This window comes from Blastococcus sp. SYSU D00695, assembly GCF_054050555.1.
On the sequence record NZ_JBJGZP010000023.1, the window covers coordinates 39,105 to 60,568 of the forward strand.

20 protein-coding genes are annotated in these 21,464 nt (G+C 76.1%); 8 read left to right on the top strand and 12 right to left on the bottom strand.

Annotated elements, in window-relative coordinates:
• Positions 1-81: 81 nt before the first annotated feature.
• On the top strand, positions 82-246 hold the full coding sequence (locus ACI781_RS14940; protein ID WP_456566903.1) for a hypothetical protein: 165 nt from the start codon (positions 82-84) through the stop codon (positions 244-246).
• A 117-nt stretch (positions 247-363) separates the two neighbouring features.
• On the top strand, positions 364-1,737 hold the full coding sequence (locus ACI781_RS14945; protein ID WP_456566904.1) for a cytochrome P450: 1,374 nt from the start codon (positions 364-366) through the stop codon (positions 1,735-1,737).
• Positions 1,738-1,749: 12 nt separating this feature from the next.
• Here ACI781_RS14945 and ACI781_RS14950 read toward each other — a convergent pair whose 3' ends face one another.
• Positions 1,750-2,976, bottom strand: coding sequence for an MFS transporter (locus tag ACI781_RS14950; protein WP_456566905.1), 1,227 nt, complete (start codon positions 2,974-2,976; stop codon positions 1,750-1,752).
• Positions 2,977-3,117: 141 nt separating this feature from the next.
• Between ACI781_RS14950 and ACI781_RS14955 the strand changes: the two genes are divergently transcribed.
• From ACI781_RS14955 to ACI781_RS14965, 3 genes are all read left to right on the top strand, one after another.
• The gene (locus ACI781_RS14955; protein ID WP_456566906.1) at positions 3,118-5,475 is read left to right on the top strand and encodes a xanthine dehydrogenase family protein molybdopterin-binding subunit; all 2,358 of its coding nucleotides are present in this window, start codon (positions 3,118-3,120) and stop codon (positions 5,473-5,475) included.
• A complete protein-coding gene (locus ACI781_RS14960) occupies positions 5,475-5,978 on the top strand; it encodes a (2Fe-2S)-binding protein (protein ID WP_456566907.1) in 504 nt (167 codons plus the stop codon). The genes ACI781_RS14955 and ACI781_RS14960 overlap by 1 nt, the downstream gene beginning before the upstream one ends.
• A gap of 73 nt (positions 5,979-6,051) precedes the next feature.
• A complete protein-coding gene (locus tag ACI781_RS14965) occupies positions 6,052-6,867 on the top strand; it encodes an FAD binding domain-containing protein (protein WP_456566908.1) in 816 nt (271 codons plus the stop codon).
• Positions 6,868-6,933: 66 nt separating this feature from the next.
• On the opposite strand, the gene ACI781_RS14970 is transcribed toward ACI781_RS14965, so the two are convergent.
• From ACI781_RS14970 to ACI781_RS15000, 7 genes are all read right to left on the bottom strand, one after another.
• On the bottom strand, positions 6,934-8,265 hold the full coding sequence (locus tag ACI781_RS14970) for a sulfate adenylyltransferase subunit 1 (RefSeq protein WP_456566909.1): 1,332 nt from the start codon (positions 8,263-8,265) through the stop codon (positions 6,934-6,936).
• The gene (gene cysD, locus ACI781_RS14975) at positions 8,265-9,173 is read right to left on the bottom strand and encodes a sulfate adenylyltransferase subunit CysD (protein ID WP_456566910.1); all 909 of its coding nucleotides are present in this window, start codon (positions 9,171-9,173) and stop codon (positions 8,265-8,267) included. Before cysD ends, ACI781_RS14970 begins: the two co-directional genes overlap by 1 nt.
• A gap of 120 nt (positions 9,174-9,293) precedes the next feature.
• Positions 9,294-10,043 (bottom strand): inositol monophosphatase family protein, encoded by a 750-nt coding sequence (locus ACI781_RS14980; RefSeq protein ID WP_456566911.1) that lies wholly within the window; start codon positions 10,041-10,043, stop codon positions 9,294-9,296.
• Positions 10,040-10,783, bottom strand: coding sequence for a PaaI family thioesterase (locus tag ACI781_RS14985; protein WP_456566912.1), 744 nt, complete (start codon positions 10,781-10,783; stop codon positions 10,040-10,042). The genes ACI781_RS14980 and ACI781_RS14985 overlap by 4 nt, the downstream gene beginning before the upstream one ends.
• A gap of 31 nt (positions 10,784-10,814) precedes the next feature.
• Positions 10,815-12,284, bottom strand: coding sequence for a sensor histidine kinase (locus ACI781_RS14990; protein WP_456566913.1), 1,470 nt, complete (start codon positions 12,282-12,284; stop codon positions 10,815-10,817).
• 50 nt (positions 12,285-12,334) lie between these two features.
• On the bottom strand, positions 12,335-13,075 hold the full coding sequence (locus tag ACI781_RS14995) for a response regulator transcription factor (protein WP_456566914.1): 741 nt from the start codon (positions 13,073-13,075) through the stop codon (positions 12,335-12,337).
• 108 nt (positions 13,076-13,183) lie between these two features.
• Positions 13,184-13,963 (bottom strand): siderophore-interacting protein, encoded by a 780-nt coding sequence (locus tag ACI781_RS15000; RefSeq protein WP_456566915.1) that lies wholly within the window; start codon positions 13,961-13,963, stop codon positions 13,184-13,186.
• Between the two features lie 303 nt (positions 13,964-14,266).
• Between ACI781_RS15000 and ACI781_RS15005 the strand changes: the two genes are divergently transcribed.
• Positions 14,267-14,476, top strand: a complete 210-nt coding sequence (locus ACI781_RS15005) for a DUF2945 domain-containing protein (RefSeq protein WP_456566916.1) — start codon at positions 14,267-14,269, stop codon at positions 14,474-14,476.
• Between the two features lie 40 nt (positions 14,477-14,516).
• Positions 14,517-14,948, top strand: coding sequence for a DUF2795 domain-containing protein (locus ACI781_RS15010; protein WP_456566917.1), 432 nt, complete (start codon positions 14,517-14,519; stop codon positions 14,946-14,948).
• 21 nt (positions 14,949-14,969) lie between these two features.
• On the opposite strand, the gene ACI781_RS15015 is transcribed toward ACI781_RS15010, so the two are convergent.
• Positions 14,970-15,941 (bottom strand): hypothetical protein, encoded by a 972-nt coding sequence (locus ACI781_RS15015; RefSeq protein ID WP_456566918.1) that lies wholly within the window; start codon positions 15,939-15,941, stop codon positions 14,970-14,972.
• A 174-nt stretch (positions 15,942-16,115) separates the two neighbouring features.
• Between ACI781_RS15015 and ACI781_RS15020 the strand changes: the two genes are divergently transcribed.
• Positions 16,116-18,338, top strand: coding sequence for a LytR C-terminal domain-containing protein (locus ACI781_RS15020; RefSeq protein WP_456566919.1), 2,223 nt, complete (start codon positions 16,116-16,118; stop codon positions 18,336-18,338).
• 111 nt (positions 18,339-18,449) lie between these two features.
• Here ACI781_RS15020 and pstB read toward each other — a convergent pair whose 3' ends face one another.
• Genes pstB through pstC form a run of 3 tightly spaced genes read right to left on the bottom strand, consistent with a single transcriptional unit; the run spans position 18,450 to position 21,291 of the window.
• Positions 18,450-19,229, bottom strand: a complete 780-nt coding sequence (pstB, locus tag ACI781_RS15025; protein WP_456566920.1) for a phosphate ABC transporter ATP-binding protein PstB — start codon at positions 19,227-19,229, stop codon at positions 18,450-18,452.
• Positions 19,230-19,258: 29 nt separating this feature from the next.
• Positions 19,259-20,338, bottom strand: coding sequence for a phosphate ABC transporter permease PstA (gene pstA, locus ACI781_RS15030; protein WP_456566921.1), 1,080 nt, complete (start codon positions 20,336-20,338; stop codon positions 19,259-19,261).
• Positions 20,338-21,291, bottom strand: coding sequence for a phosphate ABC transporter permease subunit PstC (gene pstC, locus ACI781_RS15035; protein WP_456566922.1), 954 nt, complete (start codon positions 21,289-21,291; stop codon positions 20,338-20,340). Before pstC ends, pstA begins: the two co-directional genes overlap by 1 nt.
• Between the last annotated feature and the right edge of the window lie 173 nt (positions 21,292-21,464).

Consider the following 21,464-nt stretch of genomic DNA (forward strand, 5'->3'; position numbering starts at 1 on the left):
CACCGGGCGGCGGGGGTTTGACCGCCGGGGGCGCCGGGGACGGGCCAGGGGACCAGTCCACGCAGTCGAAGGAGATGTGCGATGAGCGAGCCCGGTTCGCAGCCAGCCGGTGAGGGCCTGTCCGACGAGGAGATGATCGAGACCGTCGCCGGCCAGACCGACAGCGCGTCGGAGAACGCCGACACCGCGGGCAAGGACTGGTCGGGCAAGGACCTCGACCCGCCCGCCCCCAGCGCCGAGGGCTGACCGCACCGGCGCCGCCCTCGGCCGGGGGCGGCGCCGCCGCGCCGGGGTGCCGGGAGACGCAGGTCACTGCCAGACTGCGGATCGACCGCGGTGGACGGCAGAGGGACGGTGCGGCACATGGGCGCGACGACGGCGATCTCGGCGGGCCTCTCCACGACCCCGGCCTCCTCGGCAGCGGTCGAACCGGCCCGCCCGCGGTGGCTCCGGCCTGCCCGGACGGCCGCCCGCTACGCCGTCCGCCACGCCCTCCCCGCCGTCGTCCTGTCGCGCGCCTCGCGCAGCGGTGACCCGCTCGGCCGCCTGCTCCGCGACCCCGCCCTGCGCGACCAGCCGTACGCCGTCCACGAGCAGCTGCGCGCGGCCGGACCGCTGGCGCCTGCCGCCATGGGTCTGGTGACCACCTCCCACGCCGTCGCCCACGAGGTGCTCCGGTCGGACCGCTTCGGCCTCGGCTGGGGCGGCCCGCTCCCGCGCCCGATCGCCTGGGCGCTCCGCTTCGGCGACGAGCTGGACGCCACGGGCGTCGCCGAGCCGCCCTCGATGCTGGCGGTGGACCCGCCGACCCACACCCGCTACCGGCGGCTGGTCAGCCGGGCGTTCACCCCCCGCGCGACCGCCGCCTTCGAGCCGATGATCCGCCGGACGGCCGAGGAGCTCCTGGACGGCCTGGACGGCCGGCGCGGTCCGGTGGACCTCGTCGACGGCTTCGCCGCGCAGCTGCCGGTGCTGGTCATCGGCGAGCTGCTCGGCGTCCCCGTCGACCGCCGGGAGGACTTCCTGCGCTGGGGGGCCGCGGCCGCGGCGACCCTGGACCCCGGGCTCCCGCTGCGCCGTTACGTCGCGTGCGAGCGGGCGCTGCGCGAGATGCACGCCTTCCTGCGCGACCACTTCGCCCGGCTGCGCCGCGACCCCGGCGACGACCTCGTGAGCCGGCTGGTGGGGCTGCCCGGCGAGGAGGCGCTGACCGAGCGCGAGCTGCACGCCACCGTGATGCTGCTGCTCGGCGCCGGCTTCGAGACGACGGTCAACCTGCTGGGCAACGCCGTGGTCGCCCTGGACGCCCACCGCGACCAGTGGGAGGCCCTCCGCGCCGAGCCGGCCGGCTGGGCCAACGCCGTCGAGGAGTCGCTGCGGTACGACAGCCCCGTCCAGCTCACCGCGCGCACGGCCCAGGCAGACGTCGAGGTGGCCGGCCGGACGGTGCCCGCCGGGACCCAGGTCACCGTGCTGCTGGGGGCGGCCAACCGGGACCCCGACGTCTTCGCCGACCCCGCCCGCTTCGACGTCACCCGGGGCAACGCCCGCGACCACCTGGCCTTCTCCGCCGGCGTGCACTACTGCGTCGGCGCCGGCCTGGCCCGACTGGAGGGGGAGGTGGCGCTGCGGGTCCTGTCCGAGCGCTTCCCCCGGCTGCGGGTGGCGGCCCGGCCGCAGCGCCGCGACCTGCGCACCCTGCGCGGCTTCGAGGTCCTGCCGGTCACCCTCGGCTGAGGACGGCGCCCCTCAGCCGCCGGCGGCCGGCACGAGGCGCTCGTCGGCGGCGGGGAGGACGGCGTCGCGGGCGGCGCCCCAGCCGGCCCACGCCATGGGGACGACGGCGACCAGCAGCACCACCAGCGGCCACGACCAGCCGTCCGTGAGGTCGTGCAGCGCCCCCAGCAGGAGCGGTCCCGAGGCCGCGACGAGGTAGCCCACGCACTGCGCGACGCCGCCGAGCCGGGCCGAGACCAGCGGCGTGGGGCTGCGCAGCACGATCAGGGTCAGCGCCAGGGCGAAGCCCGAGCCCTGCGCCACGCCCCACGCGCACACCCACGCGACGGTGCCCGCGGTGGGGGAGAGCAGCAGCCCGGTCAGGCCGACGGCGTAGGCGGCCACGACGGCGAGCACCAGCGGCCGCTGGCCGCGCATCCGGCCGGCCTGCGCGGGGGCCAGCAGCGCCCCGGCCGCGCCGACGACGTTGGACAGGCCGAGCAGCAGGCCGCCCTCACCGCGCGGCACCCCGGCGTCGGCGAGCAGCGTGGGCAGCCACGCGGCCACCGCGTAGAACTGCACGCTCTGCAGGGCGAGGAACGCGCAGACCCGGCGGGCCAGCGGCAGCCGCAGCAGCGCCCAGGAACCGCCGGGCGGGGGCGGCCCGGCGCCGCGGCGGGCCCGGCCGGTACCGGCCACGGGCAGCCACAGGACCAGCGCGGCCAGGGCCACGCACAGCCACAGGCCCAGCGCGGTGCGCCAGCCGACGCCCAGCGCCGCGGCCAGCGGCAGGGTCAGCGCGGCACCGGCGGCCGCCCCGACGTTCAGCGCCGCCGAGTAGGCGCCCATCACCGCCCCCGGGCGGGCGAACTCCCGCTTCACGTACGCCGGCAGCAGCACGTTGGCCAGCGCGATGGCCGCGCCGGCCAGCAGGCTGCCGGCGTACAGCAGGGCGACCGGCGACAGCAGCCGCAGCGCGATGCCGGCCGCCAGCAGCACCAGCGAGGCCGCGACGGCGGTCTCCAGCCCGACCCGCTGCGCCAGCCTCGGCGCCACGGGCGCGAACGCCCCGAAGCACAGCACCGGCAGCGTGGTGAGCAGCCCGGCCAGGGCCGAGGACAGGCCCGTGTCGGCCCGCAGGTCCGCCAGCAGCGGCGCGACGGCGACGACGGCCGGCCGCTGGTTCAGCGCCACCGCCACGATCGCGGCGACGAGCAGCCCGGTGGCGGCCCGCGAGCGCGCGGCCCCGGTCTGCTCCATCCCCACCAGCCCACCACACCGGGGGCGCGGCCGCCCCGCCGGGAGGCCGGCGGGGCCGCCCGGGCGAACCGCCTGGTGGGGACGCGCGGCAGGCGACGTCCGCCGTGGTAGTCATGGACGCCGACAGCAGGGAGACCGCGCATGAGCATCCTGGGGACCCGGGTGGTCCGCACCGAGGACCCGCTGTTCCTCACCACGGGGGCGACCTACACCGACGACCTGGTCGACGAGCGCCTCGAGGGCGCGGTGCACGCGACGTTCGTGCGCTCGCCCGTGGCGCACGCCCGCATCGCCTCGATCGACACCGCCGATGCCGCCGCCGCGCCCGGGGTCGTCGCCGTGCTGACCGCCGAGGACCTGGCCGGCGTCCCCGACCAGCGGCCGATGCTGCCGATGTACCCGGCCGACACCGCCCAGCCCCTGCTGGCGCGCGACGTCGTGCGGTTCGTCGGGGAGCCGGTCGCGGTCGTGCTGACCGAGGACCGCTGGTCCGGTGAGGACGCCGCCGAGCTCGTGGCGGTGGACTACGAGCCGCTGCCGGCCGTCGTCGACCCGCGGGACGCGCTGCGCGACGAGGTCCTGCTGTTCCCCGGCGCCGGTACGAACGTCGTCTTCCAGCGGGCGTCCGACGCCGCGCGGGCGGCCGGCGGCGCCGACCTCGACGCCGCCGCGGGCGCCGGGGACGGCGGGGAGGCCCCCGACGCGTTCGCCGCCTGCGAGGTCGTCGTCACCCAGGAGGTGCTCAACCAGCGGGTCGCCGTGGCGCCGCTGGAGGTCCGGGCGGGTGCGGCGGCGTGGGGTGAGGACGGCCGGCTGACGGTGTGGCTGCCCAACCAGGGCGCCCAGGGCAGCAAGCGCTCGTTGAAGACCATGCTGGGCCTCGACGCGGCCGCCGTGCGGGTGGTCACCCCCGACGTCGGGGGCGCGTTCGGGGCCAAGTTCGGCGCCGACGTCGAGCACGCCGTCGTGGCGGTGGCGGCCCGGGTCACCGGGCGGCCGGTCCGGTGGGTGGAGACCCGCTCGGAGAACATGGTCGCGATGACCCACGGCCGGGCCCAGGTGCAGACCGTGACCATCGGCGGGGACCGCAGCGGCCGCATCCGCGCCTACCGGCTGCACGTGCTGCAGGACAGCGGCGCCTATCCCCGGTTCGGGGCCGTGCTGCCGTCGATGACGATGCTCATGGCGCCGGGCGTCTACGACATCGAGACGGTGGAGTCCTCGTTCGTCAGCGTCGTCACCAACACCACGCCCGTCGGCGCCTACCGCGGCGCGGGCCGGCCGGAGGCGACCGCGGCGATCGAGCGGGCCGTGGACCTGTTCGCCGCCGAGATCGGGATGGACCCGGCCGAGGTGCGCCGGCGCAACCTGCTCGCGCCCTTCACCGAGCCGCTGATGAGCAAGGGCGGGGCGCTGTACGACTCCGGGGACTACCCGGCGGTGCTCGACGCCGTCCTCGAGGCGGCGGACTACCCCGCCCTGCGCGCCGAGCAGGCGGCCCGCCGCGAGCGGGGCGACGTCCGCCAGCTGGGGCTGGGGCTCAGCGTCTACGTGGAGATCACCGGCGCCGGCAGCGAGGCCGGCGACCCGAACGAGAACGCGACCGTCGAGCTGCACCCCGACGGCAGCGCGACGATCCTGACCGGCACCTCCCCGCACGGGCAGGGCCACGCGACCGTGTGGGCGATGCTCGCCAGCGAGGAGCTGGGCGTCCCCCTGGAGAGGATCACCCTGCGCTGGGGCGACACCGACCTCGTGCCGCAGGGCGGCGGCACCGGCGGCTCCCGCAGCCTGCAGCTGGGCGGCGCGGCGGTCCGGCAGGCGGCCGCGGAGCTGCTGGAGGTCGCGCGGGAACGCGCCGCCGCGGTGCTGGAGGTGGACCCGGGCGACCTGGTGGTCGACCCGTCGGTCGCCGGGCTCGCCGTCGCCGGCGTGCCGGGGGCGGCGGTCTCCTACGCGCAGCTGGCCGCGGCGGAGCCGCTGCTGGTGCATGCCACGTTCTCGCAGCCGGGCTCCACCTATCCCTTCGGCGCGCACCTCGCCGTGGTCGAGGTCGACGTGGAGTCGGGCAAGGCGGAGGTCGTCCGGCTGGTGGCGGCCGACGACGCCGGCACGATCGTCAACCCGCTGATCGCCGAGGGGCAGCGGCACGGCGGTCTCGCCCAGGGCGTGGCGCAGGCGCTGCTCGAGGAGGTCCTCTACGACGACGAGGGCAACCCGAACACCTCGACCTTCGCCGACTACCCGATCGTGTCGGCCACCGAGGTGCCGAGCTTCGAGCTCGTCCCGTCGGAGACGCCGACCAGCTACAACCCGCTGGGCGCCAAGGGCATCGGCGAGGCCGGCACCATCGGCGCCACCCCGGCCGTGCACAACGCGGTCGTCGACGCCGTCGCCCACCTCGGCGTCCGGCACGTCGACATGCCCACCACCCCGATGCGGGTGTGGCGGGCGCTCCAGCAGGCCACCCAGCACGCTCCCACCGGAGGGGACTCCTGATGCAGGTGACGGTGACCGTCAACGGCGCCGAGCGGACCGACGACGTCGAGCCGCGGATGCTGCTGGCCCACTACCTGCGCGAGGTGCGCGGGCTGCGGGCCACCAACGTCGGCTGCGACACCACCTCGTGCGGTGCGTGCACGGTGCTCGTCGACGGGCTGACCGTGAAGTCGTGCACCGTGCTCGCCGTCGCCACCGACGGCGCGCAGGTCACGACGCTGGAGGGGCTGGCCGGGCCGGACGGCGAGCTGCACCCGGTGCAGGCCGCGTTCCGCCAGGAGCACGGCCTGCAGTGCGGCTTCTGCACCCCCGGCATGGTGATGGCCGCCGTCGGGCTGCTGGCCGCCGACCCCGACCCGAGCGAGCGGCGGGTCCGGGAGGGCCTCGAGGGCAACCTGTGCCGCTGCACGGGCTACCACAACATCGTCCGCGCGGTGCAGGCCGCGGCCCAGGCCGGTCCGGCCGCCGGCCGGGTCCCCGGCGCGCCCGAGGTCACGGCATGACCGGGCTCGCGAGGTCATGCGGGGGCAGAGCATCCCGGATCGTGCGGACGACGAGCGCCAGCGAGGAGGCCGCGTGATCCCCGGGCCGTTCGAGTACGTCCGGGCCGGTTCGGTCGACGAGGCGATCGCGGCGCTGGTCGAGCACGGCGACGACGCGAAGCTGATGGCCGGCGGGCACTCGCTGCTCCCGCTGATGAAGCTCCGCCTGGCGATGCCCGCGGTGGTCGTGGACATCAGCCGCGTCCCCGGCCTGTCCTACACCCGCGTGGACGGCGACGAGCTGGTCCTGGGCGCGGGCACCCGGCACTTCGAGCTGGAGGGCTCCGACGTCGTCCGCGCGGAGGCGCCGCTGCTGGCGCACACCGCCGGCCTGGTGGGTGACCCGCAGGTGCGCCACCGCGGCACGCTCGGGGGGACCGTGGCGCACAGCGACCCCGCCTCGGACCTGCCGACCGCGCTGCTGGCCCTCGGCGGCTCGGTCGTGGCGCAGGGTCCCGCGGGCCGCCGCACCATCCCGCTCACCGGCTTCTGGCTGGGCTTCTTCGAGACGGCGCTGGAGCCCGACGAGGTCGTCGTCGAGGTCCGCGTGCCGCGCACCGGCGCGGCCGGTTGGGGCTACGAGAAGTTCACCCGGCGGGCCAACGACTGGCCGATCGTCGCGGCAGCCGCGGTCGACGGCCGCGTCGCCCTGGCCAACATGGGCGGCACCGTCCTGCGGGCGTCCGCCACGGAGGCGGCCCTGGCCGGCGGGGCGTCGATCGCCGACGCCGCCGCGCTGGCCGACGAGGGGACGAGCCCGCCGGCGGACATGCACGCCGACGCCGGGTACCGGCGGCACCTGGCCCGGCTGCTCACCCGCCGCGCCCTGGAGCGGGCCGCCGCGGCCTAGCCGAGGCGTCGGGACGGCCCCCTCGCAGGGGCCCACCGCGAGCGGTGGGGGCGAGGGGGCCTGGCCTCAGCCGGCGGGGGTGAGCATCCCGGCGCCGACGGTGGCGTTCGTCGCCTCGTCGACCAGGATGAACCGGCCGGTCACCCGGTTGCGCAGGTAGTCGTCGACGAACAGTGGCTGGGTCGTGCGCAGCTTGACCCGGCCGATGTCGTTGAGGCCGAGCTCGGTCGCGTCCGGATCGCGGTGCAGCGTGTTCACGTCCAGCCGGTAGGCCAGCTCCTTGACCATCGCCCGCACCGTGCGGGTGGTGTGCTTGACCGCCAGCCGCTGCCGCGGGCGCAGCGGCTCGTCGGTCATCCAGCAGACCAGCGCGTCGAGGTCCTGGGTGACCGCCGGGGCGTTCTGCGGCCGGCAGATCAGGTCGCCGCGGGAGACGTCCAGGTCGTCGGCCAGCCGCACGGTCACCGACATCGGCGCGAAGGCCTCCTCGACCGGCCCGCGGGGCCCGTCGATGCCCGCGATCGTCGTCGTCAGGCCGCTGGGCAGCACCTGCACCTCGTCGCCGACCCGCAGCACGCCGCTGCCGACCGTGCCGGCGTAGCCGCGGTAGTCGTGGAAGTCCGCCTGGCCCGCGGCGTGCAGCTGCGGCCGGATGACGTACTGCACCGGGAAGCGCGGGTCGGTGAGGTTGCGGTCGCCGGCCACGTGCACGTGCTCCAGGTGGTGCAGCAGCGTCGGCCCCTCGTACCAGGGGGTGTTCGGCGAGTGGGTGACGACGTTGTCCCCGTGCAGCGCCGAGATGGGGACGACGGTCAGGTCGGGCACCGACAGCTTGGCGGCGAAGGCGCTGAACTCGTCGGCGATCGCCTCGAAGCGCTCCTCCGACCAGTCGACCAGGTCCATCTTGTTGACGGCGACGACCAGGTGCGGCACCCGCAGCAGCGAGGCGAGGAACGCGTGCCGGCGGCTCTGCTCCAGCAGGCCCTTGCGCGCGTCGACCAGCACGATCGCCAGGTCGGCGGTGGAGGCGCCGGTGACCATGTTCCGGGTGTACTGCACGTGCCCGGGGGTGTCGGCGAGGACGAAGGTCCGCCGCGGGGTGCTGAAGTAGCGGTAGGCGACGTCGATGGTGATGCCCTGCTCACGCTCGGCGCGCAGCCCGTCGGTGAGCAGCGCCAGGTCGACGTGGTCGCCCTTGCTGGCGCGGGCCACCGCCTCGTACTGGTCCTCGAACACGGCCTTGCTGTCGTACAGCAGGCGGCCGATCAGCGTGCTCTTGCCGTCGTCCACGGAGCCGGCGGTGGCGATCCGGAGGATGTCCTTGCGGGCCGTGGCGATCTCGGCCGCGTGCTCGGCGACCGGGGAGTGCACGTCGACCGCGCGGTCCTGCGACCCCATCAGAAGTAGCCCTCCTTCTTGCGGTCCTCCATGGCGGCGTCGCTGACCTTGTCGTCGCCGCGGGTCGCGCCGCGCTCGGTCATCCGGGTCACCGCGATCTCGGCGATGACCTCCTCCACCGTGATCGCCTGCGAGCGCACCGCGGCGGTCAGGTTGGCGTCCCCGACGGTGCGGTAGCGGACGGTCTCGCGGAACACGTGCTCGCCGTCACGCGGGCGGATGAACTCGTTGACCGCGTACAGCATCCCCTGCCGCTCGACGACCTCCCGCTCCTGCGCGAGGTAGAGCGGCGGGATCGCGATGTGCTCGCGGGCGATGTACTGCCAGATGTCGAGCTCGGTCCAGTTCGACAGCGGGAAGACGCGGATGGACTCCCCGACGTGGATCCGGCCGTTGTAGAGGTCCCACAGCTCCGGCCGCTGGTTCTTCGGGTCCCACTGGCCGAACTCGTCGCGGAAGGAGAACACCCGCTCCTTGGCGCGCGCCTTGTCCTCGTCGCGCCGGGCGCCGCCGAACAGCGCGGTGAACCCGTGCTCCTCGACCGCGTCCAGCAGCACCGGCGTCTGGATGCGGTTGCGGGAGCCGTTGGGCTCCTCCCTGACCGTGCCGGCGGCGATCGCGTCGGGCACCGAGGCGACGACCAGCTCCACCCCCAGCTCGGCGACCCGCTTGTCGCGGAACTCCAGGACCTCGGGGAAGTTCAGCCCGGTGTCCACGTGCATGACCGGGAACGGGATGCGTGCCGGCGCGAACGCCTTGCGGGCGAGCTCGAGCATCACGATCGAGTCCTTGCCGCCGGAGAACAGCAGCACCGGCCGCTCGAGCTCGGCGGCCACCTCGCGGATGACGTGGACGGACTCGGCCTCCAGCGTCTCCAGCTGGGTCAGCCGGTAGTCAGGGCTCGTCACGGTGCAGGGCCTTCGCAGACTCGGGGACGGCGGTCGGTACGGGCGTACCGGGACACCCTCGAACCGGCACCAACCGCACCGGTTCGGGAGGGATTCCCGCACCAGTGTCCGGCATGGGCCTCAGCGGGCTGCGGCCAGGAGGGCGGGAGCCAGCTCCGGGCGGCAGACGAGCAGGTCCGGCAGCCACGGGTCGGGCTCGTTGTAGCGCAGCGGGGAGCCGTCCAGGCGGGTGGCGTGCAGCCCGGCGGCCAGCGCGACGGCGACGGGCGCGGCGGAGTCCCACTGGTACATCCCGCCGGCGTGCACGTAGGCGTCGGCCTCGCCGCGGACGACCGCGGTCACCTTGAAGCCGGCCGACCCCATCGGCACGAGTTCCCCGCCGACCGCGGCCGCGGCGGCGCCGGCCACGGCGGGCGGGCGGGTGCGGCTGACCGCGATCCGGGGGCGGGACGACGCGGCGGCGGGCGGGGCGGGCGGCGGGTCGGTGACCAGCACCTCGCCGAGCCCCGGCAGGGCGACAGCGGCGGCCGTGAGCCCGCCGCCGGCCCACAGCGCCACGTGCACCGCCCAGTCGGAGCGGCCGGGCTCGCCGTACTCGCGGGTGCCGTCGAGCGGGTCGACGATCCACACCCGGCCGGCGGTCAGCCGGCGGGCGTCGTCGGCGGCCTCCTCGCTGAACACCGCGTCCCCGGGGCGCCGCCCGGCCAGCACCGCGGCGATGGCCCGCTGCGCCGCGGCGTCGCCGGCGTCCCCCAGCTCGCGGCCGGTGCGCCCGCCCGCGCGCAGCTCCAGCAGCACGGCGGCCGCGGCCCGCGCCGCCTCGGCGGCGACCTGCACGTCGGTCGGGGCGTCCGGCCCGGTGGCGGTCACGGGGCCTCGAGCGCGGCCGGGCCGTCCGCGGGGGTGGGGACCGGCGCGGTCGCGTCCGTGGGGCGGCCGGGCGGGCTGTGCCGCCCGGACCCGTCGGTCACTCCGGCGAAGTAGTCGCGGACGGTCTCCCGGCGCGGGGTGACGAAGACGCCGCGCGCCTCCACGAGCACCCGGTCGGGCTCGGCGGCCGGCGCGATCGTCCCGGCGACGACGGTGCGGCGTCCCGCGGTCTCCAGCACCCGGCCGGTCAGCACCACCGGGGTGTCCAGCGGCACGGGGGCGCGGTAGTCCAGCTCCAGGCGCACGGTCATGCCCCACAGGCCGGCGCGGATCACCGCGGTCCCCAGGACCTGGTCCAGGACCAACCCGCTCATGCCGCCGTGCAGGAACCCCGGCGGCCCCTCGTAGGCCAGGCCGAAGGTGGTCTCGGCGGCCACCCCGCCGTCCACGGCCCGGAGGGCGAGCGGCGGCGCGAACGCGCTGCCGGCCCCGCTGACCGGGTTGTACACCCGGCGGAAGGCGCGGACGTCGTCCAGCGGCGAGAGGCGGCCGGCCGGGCGCTGCCGGGCCGCCAGGCGCGCCGTGACCTCCCGCGCGCCCGCGGCGGCGGCGCGGATCTCCGCGGCCGCGACGTCGGTGCGCACCGAGGCGTCGACGAGGCCCCGCAGCGCGTCCCCGAGCTCGGCGACCGCGGCCATCAGGTCCGGGTCGGGCGGCGGGGCGGCGTCGTCGCTGTGCACGGGCCCGACGGTAGCCAGGCGGCGGCACCGCTCAGCCGGGTACCCCGGCGGTGCCCGGCGGGCCGCTGCGGGGCAGCCGCACGGTGAAGACGGCGCCCGCGCCGGGCGCCGTCGCCAGGTCGACCGTCCCGCCGTGCGCCGCCACCAGCGAGGCCACGATGGCCAGGCCCAGGCCGGTGCCGCCGGCGGCACGGTTGCGGCTGGGGTCGGCGCGGTAGAAGCGCTCGAACACCCGCGCGGCGTCGGACCCCGCCATCCCCGGGCCCTCGTCGGCGACCCGCACGAGGACGCAGCCGCCGTCCTCGTCGTCCCCCGCCGGCCCCGCCTCCTCGGCGAGGGTCACCGTCACCCGGGCGTCGCGCGGGGTGTGCACCAGCGCGTTGGTGACCAGGTTGCCCACCACCTGGCGCAGCCGCGCCTCGTCCCCGAGCACCACCGGCATCTCGGTCATGGCCGGGTCCAGCACCAGCTCCAGCGGGCGGTCGGGCTGCAGTGCGCGGGCGTCGTGGACGGCGTCGCCGGCGACCTCGGCGAGGTCGACCGGGGTGACCGTCAGCGGCCGCTGCTGGTCCAGGCGGGCCAGCTGCAGGAGGTCCTCGACCAGCAGGCCCATCCGGGCGCCCTCGGACTCGATGCGCTGCATCAGCCGCGCCACCTCCTCGGGATCGCGGACGGCGCCCTGGCGGTACAGCTCGGCGAAGCCGCGGATCGAGGTCAGCGGGGTGCGCAGCTCGTGGCTGGCGTCGGCGACGAACTGGCGCATGCGCCCCTCCGAGGCGCGCGCCTGCTCCTCGGACACCCGCTGGGCGGAGAAGGCGCTCTCGATCCGCGCCAGCATCACGTTCAGCGCGTTGGCCAGCCGGCCCACCTCGGTCCGCTCGTCCCCGGCGGGCACCCGGCGGCTCAGGTCGCCGGCGGCGATCGCCCGCGCGGTGGCGCCGACCTCCTCCAGCGGCCGCAGGCTGTTGCGCACGAGCACGAAGCCGGCCACGCCCAGCAGCGTCAGGGCGATCAGCCCGACGACGAGCTCGATGCGCACGAGGCGGCCGATGGCCCGCTGGTCGGCCTCCAGATCGGTGCCGATGACCAGGCGGTAGCCGGCCGGCAGGTCGCCGGCCAGGACGCGCCACTGCGTCCGGTCGTCGGCGGAGGAGACGGTGACCGGCTCGTCCGGGCCGAGGCCGGGGCCCAGGTCGTCGGCGTCCACGTCGGGCAGGCGGTCGGGGTCCGACGGTCCCTGCAGGGGCCGCACCTGGTCCTCGCCCGGGGCGATGCAGGCGTAGTACGCCGACCCCGGCGGCAGCGCGGCGTACTGGCCGTCCTGGCAGGCGCCGAGGATGCGGCGGTCGTACTCGGCGTCGTGGATGCCCGCCTGCAGCCGGTCGTCCTGCTGGTCGAGCAGGTAGCCGCGCAGCAGCGAGGTCGCCGCCAGCCCGGTGGCGAGCAGGGCGAACGCCACCAGCGCCACCAGCAGCGCCACCAGGGTGACGCGCAGCGGCACCCGGGGAGCCGGCCGGGGACGCTGCGACGGGGAGGTCGGGAGGTGTTCGATCACGAACCCCGCGGCAGCCGCAGCGTGTAACCGACCCCGCGGATGGTGTGCAGGAGCCGGGGTTCGGTGGTGTCGACCTTGCGCCGCAGGTAGGAGATGTAGGACTCGACGACGTTGGCCTCGCCGTTGAAGTCGTAGTTCCACACGTGGTCGAGGATCTGCGCCTTGGACAGCACCCGGCCGGCGTTGGCCATCAGGTAGCGCAGCAGCTTGAACTCGGTCGGGGAGAGGCTGACCAGCGTGCCGGCCTTGAGGACCTCGTGGGACTCCTCGTCCAGCTCGATGTCGGCGAAGGTCAGCCGCGGGGCCTCGGCCGCGAGCTGGGCGCCGGCGCTGGTGCGGCGCAGCACCGCGCGGATGCGCGCCACCACCTCGTCCAGGCTGAACGGCTTGGTGACGTAGTCGTCGCCGCCCAACGTCAGGCCGGACACCTTGTCCTCGGGCGCGTCGCGGGCGGTGAGGAACAGCACCGGGGTGTGCCGGCCGGTCTCGCGCAGCCGGCGCACGACGCCGAAGCCGTCCAGGCCCGGCATCATGACGTCGAGCACCAGCAGGTCCGGGCGGAAGGACGAGGCCAGGGCCAGCGCCTGCTGCCCGTCGGCCGCCGTGGCCACCTCGAAGCCGGCGTATCGCAGGCTCGCCGACAGCAGCTCGCGGATGTTGGGCTCGTCGTCCACCACGAGCAGCCGCGCCTCGGGCGGCCGCCCGGCGGAACCGCCCGTGTCCCGGGTCCCCTGCACCGACCCTCCCGCTGAACGCACCGATGCCGTCGTCATGAGACCAGGTTCTGCCCGTCTGCTGCCGCCCGGCTGCACGGCACCTGTGAACTCCCTGGGCGTCCCGCCCGCTCAGCCGGCCGGGGACATGGCCCGGCCGCGCCGCCAGTACCCGATCGCGTGGTGCCCGGCCCGGCCCAGCCCCCAGCGGGAGCGCAGGTCGCCGCGGATCGCCCGGACGGCGGCGGACTCGGCGGCCACCCAGGCGAAGACGTCGTCCCCGGCCGGGGGGTCCAGTGCGGCCACCGCGTCGGCGAGCAGCGAGCCCTCCCCGGGCGGGGTCCCGTCGCGGTGCAGCCAGCGGACCGTCACGCCCGGCGGCGCGGCGAGGGGTTGCTCCTCCTCCGGCCCGGCGACCTCCACCAGCGCCAGCCCCGTCGTCGCCGGAGGCGCCTCGGCCAGGATCCGGCTGATGGCCGGCAGTGCGGTCTCGTCCCCGGCGAGCAGCAGCGAGGTGGCCGGCCGGATCCCCAGCTCGCCGCTGCCCGCGACCGCCAGGAGCGCGCCCGGGGCCGCGCCGGCCGCCCAGGTCGCGGCCGGGCCGTCCCCGTGCAGCACGAAGTCGATCTCCACCTCGCCGCGGCCGGGGTCCTGCCGCCGGGCGGTGTAGCTGCGGAGGGCGACGCCGTGCGCGCCCACGGGCCAGACGACCCGGCCGTCGCGGGCGACCCGCGGCCAGCGCGGTGCCGCGTCGTCCGCCCGGGGGACGAGCAGGTTGACCGTCGGCCCGGCGGCGGCCACGGCCGCCGGCGTGCCCGTGAGGACGACGCGGCGCACCGTCGGCGTCGGGGCCGAGACGGCGACGACGGTCAGGACGTCCACGTCGCGCAGTCCGTCGTCGGGAGCAGTCACGGGCGCCAGGGTAGGCAGCGGCCGGTCCCGGCCGGCGGGGCCGACCCGGCCGACCCCGGGGGAATGGAGTCGACCGGGCCGGCGATCGCGGACGGGGATCACCCTGGGTAGCCGCAACGGCGCGAAGACCAGCGACTACGGGGGATCGGGCCCGTCGGCGACCACGCTACGTGTCCGGACGCCCGAGCGCTGTGCCCGCAGGGGTGAACCTCCGGCCCGCACGGGTGATGTGTGTCGCCGCCTCCGCGGGGGCAGGCAGCGGGGGTCGGGCCGGACGGCGGCCCCCACAGCGGGGAGGACGAGATGGCCGAGCACCTGCGGAAGGGCGACCACGTCACGTGGAACAGCCACGGTGGCCAGGCGGAGGGCACCGTCACGCGCGAGATCACGAAGGACACGAAGGCCGCGGGCCGGCAGGTCCGGGCCAGCGAGGACGACCCGCAGTACGAGGTGAGGAGCGACAAGAGCGGCGGCACCGCGGTGCACAAGCCCTCGGCGCTGGAGAAGAAGTGACCCCCGGATCCACGGCAGGACCAGCACACAGGAGGTACCCGTGAGCCAGCCAGACGACCAGTTCGCCGGCGTCTCGTCGCGCAGCACCAAGCACAACCCGCGGCTCGACGAGGAGATCGAGCACGAGATCCAGGGGATGCTCAAGGCCGAGCACGCCACCCGCTCGCACGAGTGGCGCGAGGCCGAGCCCGTCGCCGAGGGGGAGCCGGACCTCACGGCCGACCCCACGGGCACGCTCGTCGGCGGCGTCCCGGTCGGCATGACCGAGGACGCGGTCGTCGCGCGGGCGGAGCTCGCGCGCTGGCTGGACCGCGCCGACTTCCCGGCCGACGGGCCGACCCTGGTCGAGGCGGCCCTGGACCACCGCGCCACCGACGCGGTCGTCGACGAGCTCCGGCGGCTGCCCGAGGGGCAGACCTTCGAGCGGATCGGCGACGTCGTGCGCGCGCTGGGCTACCCGACCGAGACCTGACCGGCGGGGGGAGCGGGCCGGTCAGGAGCCGGCCCGCTCCTCCTCCTGTTCCTGCTCCTGCTCCTGCTGCTCCTCCTCGGCGATCTCCTCGGCGCCGCGCCGGCGGAACAGCCGCGAGCCGGGGAAGCCCTTCACCACCTGCCGCAGGTCCTGCATGGTGTCGAGCAGGTCGTGCACGTCCGGGCCGACGCCGTCGAGGGTCTTCAGCACCGGCAGCACGTCGTCGTCCAGGTGCCCGAGCAGCACCGGCAGCCGGTCGATCATCGCGACCAGCGCCTCGACCTCGTCGGGCTCCATCGTCTCCGCGAGCCGCTGCACGACCGGCGCCAGCTGCTGCAGCGGGCCCTCGTACCCGGCGAGCAGCGGGTCGACGCGGGAGACGACGTCCTCGGCCCGCGCCACGGTGCCCTCGGCCCGGCCCACCGCCTGCTGGGACCGCTCGATCGTGGTGCCGACGGCGCCGATCGCCTCGTCGGCCCGGCGCTGGGTCGACGCCACCGCGCCGATCGCGTCGTCGGCCCGCTGCTGGGTGTCGCTGACGGCGCTGATGGCGTCGTCGGCCCGCTGCTGGGTGTCGCTGACGGCGCTGATGGCGTCGTCGGCCTTGCGCCGGGTGTCGCCGACGGCGCTGATGGCGTCGTCGGCCTTGCGCCGGGTCTCGCCGACGGCGCTGATGGCGTCGTCGGCCTTGCGCCGGGTCTCGCCGACGGCGCTGATGGCGTCGTCGGCCTTGCGCCGGGTCTCGCCCACGGCGCTGATCGCGCCGTCGGCCCGGCGGCGGGTCGCCTCCAGGTCGGTCACCGCGCGGTCCACCCGGTCGAGCAGTCCCTCGGCGGAGGCGACGACGACGGAGACACGGTCCAGCAGACCCTCGATCCGGCCGACGGCGCCCACAACGCGCGGCACGAGGGCGATGGCCTCGGAGAGGCCCTCCCGGAGGCCGTCCACCGCGGCGATGAGGTCGGAGGGGCCGGGCAGGGAGGGCAGGCGCACGGGTGGACGCTACGTCCGGGATCGACATGTCGCTGATCGGCTCCCGCGCGTCACCCGTCCGGCGGGCGGATCGGACGTATCGTGAGGGACCGCCCACGATGCGTGGCGGAGTACTCGTGTGTGTGCGGGTACGGGGGAGTACGGCACGGACCACGACGATGGGATGTCGACGCGGTGGGGGACTCGCGAGCGGAGGGCGACGCCGGGGACGGCGCGCTCGATCGGAACGGCGAGCCGCTGACCCTCGAGCAGCTGATCGCCCGCCAGGGCGCCGGCCCGAGCGGACGGCGTGCGGCCCGCCGGACCGGCGAGGTGCCCATCCCGCTGCTCCCCGGCGAGTCGCTGCCCGCCCACCGGGGGCCCCGTCCGGCCGTTCCGCCGCCGGACGTCGTCCGCCGCGCCGAGGCCGCGCCGGCCCGCCCGGTCCCGCCCGCGCCGGCGGTCAGGACACCGTCCCCGTCCTCCTCGGCCAGCGACGGCCGTCCTCCCGCGACGCCGCCGCCGGGTCGCGGCCTGCCGCCGGTCCCCGGCGCGCCGGCCGGCCGTCCCGCCGCCGGCCTCCCCGCCGTCGCGCCCGCGGCCGTACCCCCAGCGCCGCCCGCCCCGCCGGCGGTGGCCGGCGTCCGGCACAGCCAGCCGGTCCCGCCGCTGCCCGCGGTCCCGGGCGTGCAGCTCAGCCAGCCGGTCCCGCCGCTGCCGGAGGTGCGGCTCAGCCAGCCCGTGCCGCCGCTGCCGGGGGTGCGGCTCAGCCAGCCCGTGCCGCCGCTGCCGGGGGTGCGCCTCAGCCAGCCCGTGCCGCCACTGCCCGGCGGCGGCCCCGCCGGCACCCCCCGCCGCGGCAACCCGCTGCCGCCGATCCCCGGCCTGGACGCCCCCGGCCGCTCCGGAGCCACCGCCGCCCCGCGACCGCCCCGCCGCGAGAGCCGCGCCGCCCGCCGTGCGGCCCGCAGCCCGGGCCGCCGCCGGATGATCCGCCTGACGCAGGGCGTGGCCGCGCTGGTCGCCCTCGTCCTCGCCTACCACCTCGGGCTCTACGTCTACGTCGACAACAGCATCGACCGCGTCGACGCGCTCGCCACCGACGGCCCCGAGATCGTCGCGCCGCAGCTGCAGGAGAACGCCGACACCTACCTGGTGGTGGGGACCGGCCTGCCCGGCGCCGAGGGAGCGGAGGGGGTCGCGACCCTGCTCGCCCGCGTGGCGCCGGACGAGGACTCCGCGGTGCTGGTCAGCCTGCCGCCGCGGGCGCTGGTGGACACCCCCGCCTGCCGGACCGGCGACGGCGACGTGCGCGACCCGGCCACCGAGGCGCTGGCCGAGGCCCTGCTCGACGGCGGGCCGGCCTGCCTCGTGCGGGCGGTGCAGCAGCTGTCGGGGCTGCGCGTCGACCACTACCTCGGCGTCGACCTGGCCCGGCTGCCCGGGATGGTCGACGCGCTGCACGGCATCCCGGTCTGCCTGCCCACGGTCACCGAGGCATGGGCGGCCGCGGCGGAGCCCCTGCCGGCCGGCGCCTCCCAGCTGGACGGCGCGGCGGCGGCCGGCTGGCTGCGCCCCGCGGAGGCCGCGCCCGACAGCACCGGGACCGCCGTCGCCGAGCGGGCCCAGGTCCTGCTCACCTCGACGCTGCGCCAGGCGATGTCCTGGGGCGTCGCGGGCAACCCGGTGCGGCTGACCTCGTTCCTGACCACCGCCGCCGGCGCGCTCACCGTCGACGAGGGCACCAACCTCGGCGACCTGAGCGCCCTCGCCGGCACGCTCGGCGACCTGTCCGGCGACGCGGTCCAGCGAGCCGCCCTGCCGGTCGCCGGCGTCGACTACGTGCCGGCGGGCAGCGACACCTCCTACGTGCTCCTCGACCGCGCCGGCACCCGGGCCCTGTTCGAGTCGGTGCTCGAGGACCGGCCGCTGCCCGCCGCCGCCGAGCCGCAGCCGGCCGCCCCCGCCGCGCCCGCCCCCGCACCGGAGCAGCCGCCCGCCCCCGCGCCCGCCCCGCCGGCGACCCTGGCCGCCGCGGACGTCACGCTCGACGTCCTCAACGGGACGGCGACCGCGGGCCTGGCCGGCACCGTCGCCGACGCGCTGCGCGCCGAGGGCTTCGTGGTGGGCGACGTCGGCAACGAGGTCGGCGGCGTCGAGCGGACCGTCGTCCGCCACGGGCCCGGCGCCGTCGCCCAGGCGCAGACGGTCGCCCTCGCCGTCCCCGGCGCGGTGCTGGAGCCCACCGACGGCATCGGGGACGCCGTCCAGCTCGTCGTCGGCCCCGACTACACGGCCGTGGTGCCCCTGCCCGCCCCCGCGCCGCCGGCTCCCGCCGCCCCTCCCACCGACGACGCGGCACCGGCCGAGGTCCTGGCCGACGCGGCCCCGGCGTCGGCGACCGCCAGCTGCGGCTGACCCGCCCGGATCACCCGGCCGCGTCCGGCCGGGTGGGGCGGCCGCGGGCCCCGCAACGGCAGCGGCCCGCCCCCTCGGGAGGGGACGGGCCGCGGTGGCGCAGGGGTCAGCTCACCCGAAGCGGCCCGAGATGTAGTCCTCGGTGGCCTTCTCGTCGGGGTTGCTGAAGATCTTCTCGGTCGGGTTGAACTCGATCAGCCGGCCCGGCTGCCCGACGCCGTTGAGGTTGAAGAAGCCGGTGGACTCGCTCACGCGGGCCGCCTGCTGCATGTTGTGCGTGACGATGACGATGGTGAACCGCTCCTTGAGCTCCGTCATCAGGTCCTCGATGGCGAGCGTGGAGATGGGGTCCAGCGCCGAGCACGGCTCGTCCATCAGCAGCACGTCGGGCTCGACGGCGATGGCCCGGGCGATGCACAGCCGCTGCTGCTGGCCGCCGGACAGGCCCGAGCCGGGCCGGTCGAGGCGGTCCTTGACCTCGTTCCACAGGTTCGCGCCGCGCAGCGACTTCTCGACCAGGTCGTCGGTCTCGGACTTCTTCATCCGCTTGCTGTTCAGGCGGTTGCCGGCGATGACGTTGTCGTAGATCGACATCGTCGGGAACGGGTTGGGCCGCTGGAAGACCATGCCGATCTGGCGGCGGACGTTCACCGGGTCCACGTCGCTGCCGTAGAGGTCCTGGCCGTCCATCACGACCTTGCCCTCCACGCGGGCGCCGGGCAGCACCTCGTGCATCCGGTTGAGCGAGCGCAGGAAGGTGGACTTGCCGCAGCCCGATGGGCCGATCAGGGCGGTGATGCTGCGCGGCTCGATGGAGACGTTGACGCCCTCCACGGCCAGGAAGTTGCCGTAGTAGATGTTGAGGTCGGAGACCTCGATGCGCTTGGCCACGTGCGTGTCCTCCGGTCAGTCGGTCGCGCTCAGCGACCGGTCTTGGGGGCGAAGAAGCGACTGATCAGGCGGGCGACGACGTTGAGCGCCATGACCAGGATGATGAGGAGCAGGGCCGCCGTCCAGGCCCGGTCGTAGAACGCCTGGGTGGCGGTGCCGGGCTGGGTCAGCTGGTAGAAGGCGAACACCGGCAGCGTGGCCATGCGGCCGTCGAACGGGTTCAGGTTCGTCCCGGTGATGAGCCCGACGGTGATCAGCAGCGGGGCGGTCTCGCCGACGACGCGGGCGATGGAGAGGGTGATCCCGGTGCCCAGGCCGGCGACCGCCGTCGGCAGGACCACCTTCACGACCGTGCGCCACTTCGGCACGCCCAGGGCGTAGCTGGCCTCGCGCAGCTCGTTCGGGACGAGCTTGAGGACCTCCTCGCAGGAGCGGACGACGACCGGGATCATCAGCACCGACAGCGCGACCGCGCCCATGACGCCCGCGCGGAAGTCGTTGCCGAACAGCAGCGTGAACAGGGCGAAGGCGAAGAGGCCGGCGACGATCGACGGGATGCCGGTCATGACGTCGACGAAGAAGGTGATCGCCTTCTTCAGCCGGCCGCTGCCGTACTCGACGAGGTAGATGGCGGTCAGCAGGCCGATCGGCACCGAGATCACGGCGGCGAGCGCGGTGATCACCAGCGTGCCCAGGATCGCGTGGTAGGCGCCGCCGCCCTCGCCGACGACCCGGAACATCGAGTTGGAGAAGAAGTCGCCGTCCAGGCGTGCCAGGCCCCGGTCCAGGACCGTCCAGACCAGCGAGACCAGCGGGACCATGGCGATGCCGAACGCCGCGGTGACCAGGGCCGTCACGAGCCGGTCGGTGCCCTTACGGCGGCCCTCCACGGTGCGGGAGACCAGCCACACCAGCAGGGTGCCGAGGACGACGCCGTAGATGACGGTGGACGCGATCCCGAAGCCGGTGAGGGCCGAGAGGGCGGCGCCCAGGGCGATCCCGGCGGCGAACAGGCCGAGGGGCGCGTAGCGGGGGAGCCGGCGCTCGACGCGGACGGGGCCGCGCGGCTCCGTGCGGGTCTCGGGCGCGGGCCGGATGTCGGTGGTCATCAGTTGGCTCCGGAGAAGTCGGCGCGCCGGTTGACGATGTAGCGGGCGAGCATGTTGACCGCGAGGGTGATGACGAACAGCACCAGGCCGCTGGCGATCAGCGTGTTGACCCCGATGCCCGTGGCCTCGGGGAACTTGAGCGCGATGTTCGACGCGATCGTCGAGGGGCTGGAGTTGCTGATCAGGTTGACGGTGGCGCCGGCGCCGCCGGAGAGGACGATCGCGACCGCCATCGTCTCGCCGAGCGCGCGGCCCAGACCCAGCATCGCGCCGGCGATGACCCCGGACTTGCCGTAGGGCAGCACGGCCATCTTGATCATCTCCCAGCGCGTCGCGCCGAGGGCCAGCGCGGCCTCGCGGTGCAGGGCCGGGGCCTGTCCGAAGACCTCGCGGGCGATGGCCGAGATGATCGGCAGGATCATGATCGCCAGGACCAGGCCGACGGTCAGCATCGTCTTGCCCGTGGTCGACGCGGGGCCGGCGAACAGCGGGATGAAGCCGAGGTTGTCGGCCAGCCACTCGTGGGCCGGCACCAGCTGCGGCGCGAGGACGGCCAGGCCCCAGAAGCCGTAGACGACGCTCGGGATCGCCGCGAGCAGGTCGATCACGTAGCCCAGGCCGGAGGCGATCCGGCGGGGCGCGTAGTACGTGGTGTAGAGCGCGATGCCCACGGCGAGGGGGGTGGCGACCAGCAGGGCGATGAGGGCACCGAGCAGGGTGCCGACGATCAGCGGCCACACGTAGTGGGCCAGCCCCTCGCCGCCGGGGATCTCCTCCGACGACGCCGTGAGGGCCGGGACCGCCTCGCTGATGAGGAAGGCGGCGACACCGGCCAGGACGAGCAGGATGAAGATGCCGGAGCCCCGCGCGGAGCCGGAGAAGATCCGGTCACCCGGCCGGCGCACCGGAGCCGGCGTCTTCGGGGGTTCGATCGGGGCCTTCGTGGCGGTCACCGTTGCTCCGTGGGAGTCGTTCGTGGATGCCTCATGGCGGGGTGCCCGGGGGCGGGGGGTGGGGGGGGGGGGGGGGGGGGGGGGGGGGGGGGGGGGGGGGGGGGGGGGGGGGGGGGGGGGGGGGGGGGGGGGGGGGGGGGGGGGGGGGGGGGGGGGGGGGGGGGGGGGGGGGG

Bases quoted from the DNA above. Each gene is read 5' to 3' on its own strand.
- ACI781_RS14940 (WP_456566903.1), top strand. From the start codon at position 82: ATGAGCGAGCCCGGTTCGCAGCCAGCCGGTGAGGGCCTGTCCGACGAG.
- ACI781_RS14945 (WP_456566904.1), top strand. From the start codon at position 364: ATGGGCGCGACGACGGCGATCTCGGCGGGCCTCTCCACGACCCCGGCC.
- ACI781_RS14950 (WP_456566905.1), bottom strand. From the start codon at position 2,976: ATGGAGCAGACCGGGGCCGCGCGCTCGCGGGCCGCCACCGGGCTGCTC.
- ACI781_RS14955 (WP_456566906.1), top strand. From the start codon at position 3,118: ATGAGCATCCTGGGGACCCGGGTGGTCCGCACCGAGGACCCGCTGTTC.
- ACI781_RS14960 (WP_456566907.1), top strand. From the start codon at position 5,475: ATGCAGGTGACGGTGACCGTCAACGGCGCCGAGCGGACCGACGACGTC.
- ACI781_RS14970 (WP_456566909.1), bottom strand. From the start codon at position 8,265: ATGGGGTCGCAGGACCGCGCGGTCGACGTGCACTCCCCGGTCGCCGAG.
- ACI781_RS15005 (WP_456566916.1), top strand. From the start codon at position 14,267: ATGGCCGAGCACCTGCGGAAGGGCGACCACGTCACGTGGAACAGCCAC.
- pstA (WP_456566921.1), bottom strand. From the start codon at position 20,338: ATGACCACCGACATCCGGCCCGCGCCCGAGACCCGCACGGAGCCGCGC.